Source organism: Promicromonospora vindobonensis (assembly GCF_042685865.1).
Classification (GTDB): Bacteria; Actinomycetota; Actinomycetes; order Actinomycetales; family Cellulomonadaceae; genus Promicromonospora; species Promicromonospora vindobonensis.
This window is the reverse complement of sequence record NZ_JBHUOG010000002.1, coordinates 44380-57505: the sequence shown is the minus strand read 5'-3', so window position 1 is coordinate 57505 and position 13126 is coordinate 44380. Positions and strand designations below refer to the sequence as shown.

The window sequence follows — 13126 nt, the reverse complement described above, 5'->3', positions numbered from 1 at the left end:
GTCAGTGGTGGTCCGTACGGTGTCACCGAACCTGCCCTGAGCTGGTACCAAGCACGACGACCTGGGAGAGAGCATGGCTGTAGCGAGCATCGACAGCAGCGAGGACACCACACCGGCCGTGTGGAGGGAACACGTGACCGCGCACCTGACCGAGCGGGGTGTCCATGTCGCCGAGGGCGAAGCGGGCGGAGAACTGCTGGTGTCGATCTCCCTGGAGCCTGAGGGCTCGGTCGGGGCCACCATCGCCATCGTGAACGCCGTTCGACCGACCCTCGCCTTGTGGACGAAGATGGACGGCAGCGAAGACGCCGAGGTCGAACAGAGCCTGGCGCTCCTGGGCGAGGACGGCACCTGGCACTGCCTGCGCTTCATCGCGGACATCGACCTCGACGAGGAATTCGACGACCTCGCGGGCTACGACGACACCGACACGATCGAGATGGACGGCCGGCTGAGCCAGTTCCTGAATGCGACGGTCACACAGGCGGCGGCCGAGGTATCGATCGACTCCTTCCACGACCGCTGGACGCTGGAACGGCGGGTGCTCCAGCACCTCGGCGAGGCAGTCGAGAACGCCCCTAACGACCTTCGTGCGGCCTTCGAGCGCCGGGAACGACGGATCGGCGAAACGGTGCGCGAGCGGATCAAGATCGAGGTCGAAGACCTGCACATCAAGCAGATCCGTCACCGTGCGGGTGAGTACGCCCAGGGAATTCTCGATAGCGACCCGAGCCTGCTGACGGCGACAAAGCCCCACCGACGCGGTGTCGTCAATCGGTGCATGAAGCTGGAAGACGGCCACTGCATGACGGTGGACTCGGCCGACGTCGTCGTCGCAGCGCTCGAAGAGCTGATCACTCGGCGAGGAACCGGACAGTCGCTGTTCTGAGAACGCTGTTCGACACACACCGACGTGAGACGAGGTAGTAGATGCGACTGGGTCGAACTGGGCAAGGAGCAGGCGGTGGGTGGCGGCAACGCCGAGCCGTGACGCTGCTTGCCGGCGTCGGGATCAGCCCGGCGATGGTGGCCCTTCTTCCTCCCGCAGGCGTCCGCCGCTTGTCGGGATGGGCACAGCACCGTGGGTCATGGCTCCAGGTTCTGTTCTCGGTCTACCTCGGCATCATGTACGGAGCGGTCCCACCTCTGGCGCTCGATATCGCCGGGACGGGTGTCTTCGCCTTCGCGTGGGCAGTCTCGGGGCTGTTCTTTTTCCTGGTGTTCCTCTTCGCCGCGATGGTCGTTGACGAGATGTTCTCCCGGTGGACCGACAACTTCCATGCCTATGGGCAGGCGGGATTCCGGATGATCCGAGCGCTGCACCACATCGAGGCATACAGCCTCGCGCAGAAGGAGACGGCAATCCGAGCGGCTCACGCCTGGCAGCGTCTTGGACGGGCGCGCGGCGTGGATGCCGAAGAGCGCACCCGTCGCGTGTTCGAGTTGTTGGCAGGGCACCCGTTGGACCAGGACGCAGCAACCCAGGTCCGTGACCTGGTCAGGACGGCGCTCCTGGAGACGGCGAGTGGAAAGATCGACCCCGCCACCTACCAGGAACCGCGAGGAATGTGGCACCAGAGAGCCAGGGTCGAACTGGTCAGCGTCTGGGTTGGGTTGGCTGGCGGCGTCTTGGCACTCACTGTGCCGGGCATCTCGCTCCTGCTGAGCCTCCTGGCACGGTAGCCCGCCGGTGCGCTCTGTCCACCCACGCGTCTCGCCACGGTCCCCAGCGGAGCGATGGTGACCCCTCGGGCGTTAGCAGAGCAGGACCTGCCCGTGCGAATGGCTAGGCTTGCTGGTCCCGCAGCCGCCGGATCTCCGAGGATGCATGTATCGCGGCCTGCTCGACGGCCACGACGGCGTGCTCCAGCTCGTCCAGACTCGCGCTGACCACGACCATCCCGGTGGCCGGCAGGAAAGGGCCGCGCATGGCACCACAGCGGCGGACAGTGACGTCCTCGTCTGACTCTGCGCGGGACGCCCGTTACTCGGGCCGGCTAAGTGGTGGCGACAGGCGCCAGCAGCGACACGCCCTGCAGTCGGGGCATCCATCGGGCAAGGGGTCCTCGGGTCGCGGAACGCGCCGCTCATCAAGGATCCCGGGGTCACCGCGCCACTGCGCGCGGATCTCCAGGTAGGCGGCACGCTGTAGTCCGGGGTGACGGTTCAGGCCGTAGGGGACATTGGCGACGGGGCGTGCGCGCGGGTAGCCGCGCTCGACCCATCCCTTGGAGGTCTGGCACTGGTTCGCTTCCATCCGCCACGTGCGGGTGCCCGTGTGAGCGATGAGCTCGTCGAGGGTCGCTGTGCCCGTCTCACGCATCGCGGCCAGGATCACCTCGGCGCATGCCTCAGCATCCTCGACGGCGTCGTGGCAGACGTTGTAGCGCGTTTCCAGCAGTCCTTTCTCGGGGAAGACATGAGTCGAGAGCTCGTCGAGTGTGTGGTTCGCTCCCGATCGGTGCCAGGGCTTCCAGACTCTCTTCGCGATGCTCAGCGAGCAGGTGTACTGGAGGGCGGGCCAGGGTGCACCGTGTGCATCGAAGCCTGCGCGAACCCGCGCGAAGTCGAGGCCAGCACCGTGCGCAACAAGGAGCCGCCCAGCGATGATCGCGTCGATGGCTGGCCATGCGTCGACGATGTACGGCGACCCGGCGTAGACGTCCTGAGTGAGCTGCTCGCCGCGGAGGAACATGTTGTCCTGGTGGTGCCCGGTCCCGGTGAAGTGCCAGGGGCGGCCCACGACGCGGAACCAGAACCCATGCCGGGCGACCACAACCCTCTCGCGGACCTCGACGAGTCCGAGCCGCAGAGGAAGCCGGCTGGCGTCGGAGTACTCCAGATCGATCGCGACGAACGAGCCCATGCCCCCAACTTTCGACGCAGCACCGTCGCATTGCCAGCCCAGTGGGTGCGGTGCTGTGCCCAGAACGTCTGATCGGCGAGCGCATGCACGTCCGCCTGGCAAGAGGTCGGTGGTCGGTGAAAGGCGTGTACTCGAGAGCCACGCGCGGGGCGCACGATGAGGGTGCGTGGCGTCGTCGTCGGCCAGACGTACCGGGTCCGGGTACCGAAGCGGCGCCGGGCCGGGCAGTTCCCGGAAACCCGCCTGCACGGAAGTCTCTCGGCGCCAGCCCCGAGCGGCCCTGGTCCCTCAGTGCCTTACGTTCGTGGCCGTCCTGCGCCTCAGGATCGGGCGAGCCTGTCTTCGAGCAGATCATCTCGCAGCTGCGAGAGCATGTACCACTGCGGGCCCTTCCTCTTGCACGGGACGTAGTGCTCGTGCTGCTGGCCGTCGTGCTGCCAGTCGAGCACGAGCTCGGGTCGACGGAGCACGCCGTTGTGGTCATCGACGAAAGAGCGCAGCTCGACGCGCACACGGCGCTCGCCTGCGGGCACCAGCAGCACCGCGATGTCCCCCTCGTAGCTGACGGTCACTTCGCGGGCCAGGATCCGGCGCACTTCCGCGGTGCTGATCTCGCCACGGTCGATGTCGACGACGTTCTGACCGCCGGTCTCGGTCTCCCATGCGTCGATGCTCGCGATCAGCGACGCGCAGCGATCCGCAAGATGCTGCAGATCGGTCTCGGTCGGTGGCCAGGAGGCAGTCTGCAGGTCCGCAAGCGCGCCACCGAAGTCCTGGGGCGAGCGGAAGAAGTCGTGATCGACGGTCAAGGGAAGCGCTCCTGGGCGGGATGAGCGGGTGTGCCGGTCAGACGCTATCCCAGCATCTCAGCAGCCAGACGACCGTTGCCGGCAGGCCTGCCGATCCAGCCCTGACCATTCAACACCCATTCGAACGTCTATCGAATCATCATTGCCATTGACCTATCGGATAGGATAGGCACTCGTACCGAGTCGTCGACGAGAGGCAAGCGAATGACGGTCGGGATCCTCACGGAGAAGCCGAGTGCCGCGCGACACTTCGCCCAAGCACTGGGTGGGACCAGCGGGACGTACCAGGGTGAGCTGTTCGTGATCGCGCATGCGCGCGGCCATCTCTACGAGTTCGCTGCCCCGCACCGGATGGTCAGCGACCCCGGTCTCGTGGCGAGGTACGAGAGGTGGGACCTGGGGAACCTGCCGTGGGATCCGGACGACCTCGACTGGAAGCTCGAGGTGATCAAGGACGTGAAGTCGGTCGCGCACGAGGTGGAGCGAGCGCTGGGCGGCTGCGACGAGATCGTGGTCGCCACGGACGTCGACCCGACCGGTGAGGGCGGGATGATCGCCGTCAACGCCTTCCTCGAGCTCGGGCTGATCCCGAGGACCTGGTCGCGGATGTACTTCACCGACGAGGCCCCGGCTTCTCTGCAGAAGGCGTTCTCCGCGCGCAAGACGATCCCGTCGCTGGTCGACTTCGACGAGTACCGGAAGGCGCGCTACCGATCGCAGTTCGACCTGTTGTCCATGCAGTTCACCCGGGTGGCGACGAACATGGCGCGCGCGTCCGGACAGGATCTCGTCCTGCGCCAGGGCCGGCTCAAGTCGGCGATGGTCAAGCTCGTCGGCGACCAGCTCAAGGCGTACGACGACTACGTCAAGAAGCCGTTCTTCCAGAACCGCTTCCGCGATGAGAACGATGTGATGTACACCAACCCGGACGAGCCGCGGTTCGACCGGTCGGACCAGGTCCCGGGCCAGTACACGACGTCGCCGGTCGTCCTGGACGGGACGGTGGACAAGAGGACCGCTCCCCCGAAGCTGCTCGATCTCGCAGCCCTGTCCTCGATGCTGGTCGGCAAGGGCGTGAAGGCGAAGCTCACGCTGACGACCTATCAGAAGATGTACGAGGACCAGGTCGTCTCCTACCCGCGCACCGAGGACAAGACGATCACCCCGGAGCAGTTCGACGAGCTCTCTCCCCTGGTCGACCAGATCGCCGGCGTGGTGAACGTCGATCCGGCGCTGCTGACGCATCGACGGCCGCGACCGACGCACGTGAAGCCGAAAGGCGCGCACGGCGCCAACCGGCCTGGTCCGAAGGTGCCGGCCTCGCTCGACGAGGTCGAGCACCAGTACGGCACGGCGGGACGACTCATCTACGAGACGCTCGCGAAGAACTACCTGGCCATGCTCGCCGAGGACTACCTCTACGAGCAGCAACAGGGCCACGTGCAGAAGTACCCGGGCTTCGTCGGGATCGCCAACGTGCCCAAGAGCTTCGGCTGGAAGGCCGTGTTCGACCCGGACGCCGGCGACGGTTCCGCCGGGGACGAGAACGAGAGCGGCAAGGGCCTGGGCAGCAAGGCCGACCCGTTCATCTTCGAGGGCGCGAACAAGCGGCCCGAGCATCCGAGCATGAAGTGGCTGATGAAGCAGCTCGAGAAGCGCGACGTCGGCACCGGTGCGACGCGCACGTCGACCTACTCCGAGGTCACCAACGACCGCGCGAAGTACCCTCTGCTCACGGAGAAGGGCACAAAGGTCACGCTCGCACGGGCCGGCGAGCTGAGCTGGCTGCTCCTGCCCGGCACGCGCATCGGCGACCTGGGGCTGACCGAGAAGGTCTACCAGGACATGCGCGACATCGCCGACGGCAAGACCACGGCGCAGGAGTGCCTCAAGGCGGTCGCCGGCTGGGTGCGTCAGGACATCGCCACGATGCAGAAGAACGCAGCGACCATGCGCGCCGGCCTGGGATTGAAGGAAGTGCAGGTCTCCGCCCGCGCGGAGGGGATCTGGCAAAAGGCACCGGGCGGGCCGGCGAAGGTCGCCTTTAAGAAGATCTGGTCAGGTCACGAGTTCAGCGACGACGAGGTCGCGAAGCTCCTGATGGGCGAGACGATCTCGTTCTCCGCGACGACGAGGGCCGGCCGGACCTACACGGCGAGCGGCGCGCTGGCGCTCCAGACGTACAAGGGTCGCAAGTTCATCGGGTTCCAGCCCGAGGTCCCCGACAAGCCGACGACGTGGTCGGGCCGGACCTTCACGCCGGACGAGGTCGGGGCTCTGCTCGCGGGGCAGGTGCTCGAGATCGACGACTTCGTGAGCTCGAAGACGGGCAACGCCTTCGGCTGCAAGGTCCGCTGGGACGCGACCGCGAAGAAGATCGTTCCCGACTTCGGCTCCGACGACCAGCCACCACTGTCCTGGTGCAAGCACACGTTCACCGACGCCGAGAGGAAGAGGCTCGCCGACGGCGAGCGGATCTTCGTCAAGGGCTTCACCTCGAAGCGAGGCAAGACGTTCGACGCCGAAGTCTCGTGGAAGGAGGAGAAGGGCAAGAAGAAGATCGTGCCGGCCTTCGGGTGAGAGCGAGTGCGGCACCACTCCCCCGATGCCGCACCGCTCTCGATCAGGTCAGATCAAGCGGCCGCCGAACACGGCGCCGGCCCGAGGCGCGGCGAGCCCGACCCGCCGAGTGCACCCCAGTCACGCCAACCAGTGAAGGACGAAGGAGAGTCTCATGGCGAAGACGTCGTACAAGGTGCCCAGCAGCCTCAACCGGTCCTTCCTCGACCACGAGATCACCCTGAGCAAGGGTGGCTGGGCGGCCAGGCCGTCACCGTTGAAGCAGCTGTTCTTCTTCGGTGGGGGCGCGCTCGTGCTGCTGTGGGTGACGACCTCGACGTTCGTCTCGAGCTCGGGGCCTGGCTTCATCACGTTGTTCGTCATCTGGGGGCTGCTGACGATCGCCTACTTAGGCGGGCTGACGAGGACGAAAGAGCTGCGCGTCATGACAGTGCCTGCTCTCCTGTCGTACCTGCCGGCGAGGGCCCGCCACGTGATGACCCGTCGCAGCTCGAACCCCTCGGACTTCTACTCCATCGTCGGAATCCACGGGATCGACGAGGACGGGCGGATTCACTTCGCCGACGGCGGCGAGGGCCAGGTCTATCTGGTCGTCGGCTCGGCGAGCTACCTGCTGTTCGACGAGGACCGGATCCAGATCCTCGACCGGGTCGACGCCTTCTGGCGCAAGATCGACACGGCCTGCGAGTGGTCGTTCATCACGACGAAAGAGCCTCAACGGATCTATCACCAGGTGGCGAAGCTCGAGGAGCGCAACCAGGCCCTCGAGGTCCGCGACCCGGATCTCGTCGAGCTGCAAAACGAGCAGTACGACATCCTCACGCAGCACGTCGGCGGGAAGTTCACCTCGATCCACCAGTACCTGCTGCTCAAGGGCAGGAGCGCCGACGCGCTGCGTCGAGGCCACACCGTTCTCCAGGCCGAGATCGAGGGGTCGGCTCTGATGATCAAGGAGGCCACGTTGCTCCACCGCGAGGAGACCGAGCCGATGCTGCGGCTCTTCTACCAGGGCGTCGACGGCGCGGCGATCACACCGAAGGCGTCGCTCGGCTGATGTGCACCGAGCTGACCCGCACGACCAAGAACGAAGGACACCATGGCGCTGATGACCACGGTCCGGCGGCAGCTGGGCATCCCAGGGAAGAAGCAGTCCGCGACGAACACGAACGAGCCCGTCGACGCCACGGACGAGAACCCGCCCATAGACGACGCCGCATTGCGTGAGGCCGAGGCGGCGGACGTCGACGAGACGGCCGAGCGGAAGAAGGGCTGGTGGCGGCGCCACCAGGAGATGCGCGAGCTCCAGGGCATGTTCGACGCGTACCCTCACCTGCTCGCGCTGAAGCCGAAGGAGAAGTACCTCTTCCGCTCCGACTACTTCGAGGTCGACGGCACGGTCGCCTGTGTGCTCGCGTACTTCCACGACGACGCGTCGCACGACCGCTTCGCGGCTTTCTGGGGCATCGACCGGATCCCGGACGGCCTCGACGACCGGGTGACCGCCGTCGTGCTCGAGCAGGTCGGTCGGATGAGCGACAAGTGGGTCGACACGTTCACGGTGCAGTCCGAGAGGCTCGACGGGCTGGATGCGACCGAGCAGGCGGAGACAGGCAGCACCTCCTCCAGGCGCAAGGCCGAGAAGATCTCCTCGGACCTGGAGGTCACGATCGGCGAGATCCAGGACGGCGCGAGCTACCTCTCGGTGCACAACCGGCTCTTCCTCAAGGCACCGGACCTCGAGACGCTGGACGACTCGATCGAGCGCGTGACCCGGCTGTACATCGACCGGTTCGGCACGCTCCAGGCCGCCCCGTACGCCGGCGAGCAGCGCCAGGAGCTCTCCGGCCTGTTCAAGAACAACGAGAAGAAGCGCGGCCGCGGGTTCCACTTCACCTCGACCGAGCTGGCCGGCTCGTACTCGCTGGTGACCAACGGGCTCAACGACAAGGGCGGCGAGTACGTCGGCTACATGGTCGGTGACGTGAACAACTCCGCGGTCCTCATGGACGTCAACGCCTACGACCACCACGTCGTCGTCGCCGACGCGACGCTCAGCACCTTCCTCGACCGCCAGCGAATCTCGGGCATGTGGTGCTCCAAGATCAGCCAGTCGGCCCTGCTGAACAACGGCCAGGTCGTCCACCTCGTCCTGGACGGGACGGACCTGGACCGGCTCGGCCCGAGGTTGGAGGGGCTGACCTCTCGAGTGGACCTGAACCAGGGCGACGTGAACATGTTCGAGATGTTCGGCAACCAAGACGACGAGCTGACGGTCTTCGCCGCCCAGATGGAGAAGCTCAAGCTCATGTTCGAGCAGCTCTACGAGACCTCCGACGGTGCGATCGGCTCGATCATCCGCAGCGCCCTGGAAGACACGGCCACCGATTTCTACATCGAGCAGGGCATGTGGAGACACAACGCCCAGGAGCAACGACACCGCCTGCGCGTGGTGAACCTCCCGCACACGCAGGTACCGCGCCTGCAGATGTTCGTCTCCTACCTGAACACCGCGCACAAGGCACTGCTGAGCTCCGCGAAGACCGATCCGGACCAGCTGCGGGCGTACAACGTGCTCAAGGGCCTCGCAGCCGCGATGCTCAGCACGAACGGCGACCTGTTCAACAACCACACCGCCAGCACGGTCGACGGAGTCCGGGACTCCCGCCGCGTCGTCTACGACTTCTCACGGCTCATGCGCCGCGGCAAGGGCGTGGCCATGGCGCAGCTGGTCAACATCATCGGCTTCGCCGTCGGCACGCTCGGCACCGGCGACACGGTCATCATCCACGGCACCGAGCACGTCGACGACCGGGTGAAGAAGTACATCAAGGACCAGTTCGACCACATGCACGAGCGTGGCGGCCGGGTGGTCTACAGCTACAACGACGTCGACAAGATGCTCGCCGACTCAGACTTCAACGCCTTCGACGCCGCCGACTACACGCTCTTCGGTCCGATGCGCGACCGCACGGTGGCGAACTACCAGAACCAGCTCCATCAGCAGATCCCACCCGATCTCGCCCAGCTCATCACGAAGAAGGGCCTGAACCTCACCTACCTGCGCCGGGACGTCTCCAACGTCGTCTTCCACCTCGACCTCGCACTGGGGATCAACCCCTACCGAGAAGCCCAGCGCAGGCGGGTCCGGCTCGATGCGCAGAGGGCCGCGGAGGCGGCGCGGGTCGAGGCGATCATGAAGGACGAGCCAGTCGCTGGTGCGAACCTCACCAGCATTCGAAAGCCTGACGAGAGCCGTCCGCACGTGCACAGGACGCCGCCAGGTGACGGCACGGGGAAGACCCTGGCCAAGCCGCCGGGTGGCGCACAGAAGGCGGATCAGAAGCCTGCGCGGAAACTGGTCGGCCCATGAGCCTCGAGAAGGCGGGGAGAAGCGATGTCCGGGCGATCCCGACCGCGCCGCTGGCGTGGACGCGCGGGGGCGGTGCGGACCGTCACCGCGCACGCATGCGGGTGCTCGTCCTGGTGATCATGGCGGCGTTGCTCGTTCCGTTGCTCATGGCGGTGTCCTCCGGGCCGGCGCACGCAGCCGAAGAAGAGGAACGCGACAACTACAGCCTCTACCAGCTGGCGTCGAACGCGGCCACGTACTTCAGCGAGCAGAACTCGCCGGAGACGAACGGAATGAGCCAGGAGTGGCGCGAGGTCACGAGCAACCCGGCCGCGGGTGGCTCCATGCTCGGCTACGCCGACCCGGACTTCAGCGTGGGCAACATCGTAGGCTGGTTCTTCGCCGAGGTGTCTGGCTCCTCGCAGACCGTCCGGTACGACACCCTCAAGGCCAACGACGCGAGCCAGGAGGGCGTCGACACGTACGCGGGCATGCTCGACTACGCCCACTTCGGTGCGGCGAATGCCGACCTCGGCCTGGACACGATGTCGTCGGGCATCGGCGGTCAGATCGCAAGCGTGATCGGCGGCTCGGCCATCTGGATCCTCTACGCCCTGGCCCTTGCCGTCGGCACGCTGTTCTTCGTCATCATCCAGCTGCTCAAGCTCATCAACCCCTTCATGTGGTTCTACCAGGCCGTCGCCGGCGTCGCGGACGCCGGCGGCAACAGCGGCAGCGCGCACCAGCAGGAGCTCGCCGACGGGATGACCGGAGGTGACGCCGGCGGTGGTGCCCTGGCCGGCCTGCAGAACTGGATCAGCAGCTGGTACGGCCTGCTCGTCGAGATCTCGTGGCAAGCCCTCGTTCCGCTGTTCATCGCCTTCCTGCTCATCGGCCTGGTCCTGTTCAAGAAGATGGACCGGGGCTCGGCGATCAAGAAGCTCATCGTGCGCATCATCTTCATCGGTCTCGGGCTGCCCCTGATCGGGTCGATGTACACCTCGGTGCTGGACAAGTTCGACGACTCGATGCTCGGCCAGCACGCCGGCCCTACCCGTGTGGTGCTGAGCACCTACGTCGACTTCAACGCCTGGATGATGAACGACCGCCTCGGGATCCCTCCGAGCGCGTCGATCTCCTGGGACGGCGAACAGGCCAAGCCGGAGTCGATGATGTCGGTGCGCACCAGTGCGCTGGCGATCAACGCGCAGTCCCACGGGTCGACGTTCGACGGCATCGAAGTCGGGACCAAGACCGACGACGCCGAGACCGCCTGGCGCAGTGGCACGGTCACGATCGACGACTCCGCGTCGGACGACTTCCGCGCGGTGTTCGCGACGTTCGGAATGATCAACAGCTACATCACCAGCACCGAGGTTGCCGCGTCCGACTTCGAGTCGGGGATCAAGAGCTCGATCACCCAGCTGGACGTGGACTCCGACGTCAAGAAGGACTGGTTCGTCACCGACGCCTACGGCGATCCGGACGGCTTCGGTGAGGGCGAGGACCCCACACAGCACCCGGTGATCGCCACCGGCGGTATGGAGGGGCTGTCCTCGGACAACCCGGGCGGCGCCACGAAGACCTTCACTACGTCGACCACGGCGCGTGGCTGCGGCTTCACCGTGGTCCAGGAGGAGGCTCCCGCGTCGTGCAACCTGTCTCCCCTGGCGGCGTACAACTACCTCAACACCGGCTTCGGTGCCGACTCACTGACGATGTACTCCTCGAACAACGCCACCAGCGGGTTTACCCGGGAGAACCACATGGCCGTCAGCCAGGTGGGGACGGGGCCAGCGAAGTTCATGTACTGGCACAACGCCGCGACGGTCCTGGGCTGCATCGTCCTGCTGGGCTTCTGGTACGCGATCGGCATGCTGGCCGGTGCGGTCAAGCGGACGTTCAGCCTCGTGGCGGCGGTCCCCTTCGCCACCCTCGGCGCACTCCAGGCGATCAGCAAGGTCATCGTGTACTCCGCGGCGCTGATCCTCGAGGTCGTCGTCACGCTGTTCCTCTACCAGTTCGTCTCGGAGTTCCTGATCTCGGTCCCGGGCATCATGGCCGGGCCGGTATCGAGCTTCATGACTCCGAACGGGCTGCTGGGCAGCCCTGCTCTGGGCGGGATCGTCGTGGTGGTCCTCACCCTGATCTCCTCGCTGGTGATCATGGGCGTCACCTTCGCACTACTGCGGGTGCGCAAGTCGGTGCTCCAGGCGATGGACGAGGTGGTCACCAAGCTCGTCGACAAGTTCCTCGACACGAACACCTCACCGAGACCGGACCAGGGCGGGATGCTGCCGGCCCTGGCCAGCGGCATCGGCGCGGGCGCCGGAATGGCCGCGGGCCACAAGCTCGCCTCCGGGTTCGGCAGCAAGACGGGCGGGCCGACGTCTCCGAACCTGGGCGGCAAGCCCCGCACCGGGGCGGCGTCCACGAACGCCGGCGGCACCAACGGGGCACCGAAGGCTCTGCCCGCGGGCAACCAGAAGCTGGCCCTCGAGGGCGGCACCGGGGCACCTCACGGGCCGGATGACCCGAACGGCCCGTCGCCCGACGACGGTCCCGACGGCGCAGGCTCGGGCGGGGACGTCCCGGGACAGCCGGGCGGCAGTGGACCGGCGGGTGCCCAGGGGGCATCCGGTCAGGACGACGGGCCGGACCGCAACGGTGGACGCCTGCAGCTGACCAGCGGCTCGGCGGGCAGCTCGCACTCGGCCAAGGAGGCGGCACAGGGCCTGAGCAACCAGGGCGGCCTGTCGAATCTCGGGTACAGCTCGGGCAACGGTGTCGCCGAGGACCGGAGTCGGGGTCGCACCGACAGCCCGGCTCCGACGAGCGGAGGTCGCAAGGGGACCGCGCGTCATGCAGCGTCCACGCAGCTCGGTACCGATACGCATCCCCCTTCGCAGAGCACGGACGGTCACAGGACCCCGCAGCGCTTCAGCGCTGGTGACGCTGCTCCGGCACCGGAGACGAAGCGCGCTCCGGGCACCCCGAGCGGGCCGGGCACGCCCCGTACGCAAGGTGTTCCGGGCACGCCGTCAACACGGACCACGCAGGCTCACCTGGTGCCGAGGCGGATCGACTCCGGCAAGCCGGATGTTCCGCGGCAGAATTCGGTCGGTCCGCGACCGGCCGGAGCGCAACGTCCGCAGGCTCCGGCCCAGTCGGACGTAGCACGTCAACCGTCCCCGCAACGCTCCAGCAGCGGTGGCACGGAAGGTACTGAGACTCCGGTTCGCCTGCAGGCTCCGGCCCGGCGTTCACAAGGATCGGCCCAACCCTCGATTCCCGTTCCGGCCGCACCTCCGAAGCAGCCGGTCCGGGGCCGCCAACCCCCGCTCCGGCCCGTGTCGAAGGTAGCTACGGCGCCGGACTCCGGCCAGGACCAGGTGCAAGTCCCGACGCCACCACGAAAGGTCGGGGAGCATGCTCAGCCGGGCTCGGAGATCCCGGGGCCGGAGCGGAAGCGCGCGAACGGGCGCGGGCGCGACAAGCAACGGAGGTCGAAGGATTGACCGG

At 66.8% G+C, this 13126-nt stretch carries 9 protein-coding genes; 6 read left to right on the top strand and 3 right to left on the bottom strand.

The window, feature by feature from the left end; all coding sequences use genetic code 11:
• The first annotated feature begins 133 nt into the window (after positions 1–133).
• Together ACFS27_RS13495 and ACFS27_RS13490 are read left to right on the top strand one after the other, a co-directional pair.
• Positions 134–889, top strand: coding sequence for a hypothetical protein (locus tag ACFS27_RS13495; RefSeq protein WP_377183780.1), 756 nt, complete (start codon positions 134–136; stop codon positions 887–889).
• 98 nt (positions 890–987) lie between these two features.
• Entirely contained in the window at positions 988–1683 is a 696-nt protein-coding gene (locus ACFS27_RS13490) for a hypothetical protein (RefSeq protein ID WP_377183778.1), read from the top strand.
• A 103-nt stretch (positions 1684–1786) separates the two neighbouring features.
• Here ACFS27_RS13490 and ACFS27_RS13485 read toward each other — a convergent pair whose 3' ends face one another.
• The 3 genes from ACFS27_RS13485 to ACFS27_RS13475 all read right to left on the bottom strand — a co-directional run bounded on the left by ACFS27_RS13485 (position 1787) and on the right by ACFS27_RS13475 (position 3675).
• Positions 1787–1930 (bottom strand): hypothetical protein, encoded by a 144-nt coding sequence (locus ACFS27_RS13485; RefSeq protein ID WP_377183776.1) that lies wholly within the window; start codon positions 1928–1930, stop codon positions 1787–1789.
• Between the two features lie 54 nt (positions 1931–1984).
• Positions 1985–2866, bottom strand: coding sequence for a hypothetical protein (locus ACFS27_RS13480; RefSeq protein WP_377183774.1), 882 nt, complete (start codon positions 2864–2866; stop codon positions 1985–1987).
• A gap of 320 nt (positions 2867–3186) precedes the next feature.
• On the bottom strand, positions 3187–3675 hold the full coding sequence (locus ACFS27_RS13475) for a hypothetical protein (RefSeq protein WP_377183772.1): 489 nt from the start codon (positions 3673–3675) through the stop codon (positions 3187–3189).
• A gap of 204 nt (positions 3676–3879) precedes the next feature.
• On the opposite strand from ACFS27_RS13475, the gene ACFS27_RS13470 reads away from it, so the two are divergent.
• The 4 genes from ACFS27_RS13470 (at position 3880) to ACFS27_RS13455 (ending at position 13122) form a co-directional block, all read left to right on the top strand.
• A complete protein-coding gene (locus ACFS27_RS13470; protein ID WP_377183770.1) occupies positions 3880–6255 on the top strand; it encodes a type IA DNA topoisomerase in 2376 nt (791 codons plus the stop codon).
• Between the two features lie 154 nt (positions 6256–6409).
• Positions 6410–7309 (top strand): hypothetical protein, encoded by a 900-nt coding sequence (locus ACFS27_RS13465; RefSeq protein ID WP_377183768.1) that lies wholly within the window; start codon positions 6410–6412, stop codon positions 7307–7309.
• A 51-nt stretch (positions 7310–7360) separates the two neighbouring features.
• Positions 7361–9625, top strand: coding sequence for a hypothetical protein (locus tag ACFS27_RS13460; protein WP_377183766.1), 2265 nt, complete (start codon positions 7361–7363; stop codon positions 9623–9625).
• The gene (locus ACFS27_RS13455) at positions 9622–13122 is read left to right on the top strand and encodes a hypothetical protein (protein WP_377183764.1); all 3501 of its coding nucleotides are present in this window, start codon (positions 9622–9624) and stop codon (positions 13120–13122) included. Before ACFS27_RS13460 ends, ACFS27_RS13455 begins: the two co-directional genes overlap by 4 nt.
• The last annotated feature ends 4 nt before the right edge of the window (positions 13123–13126 follow it).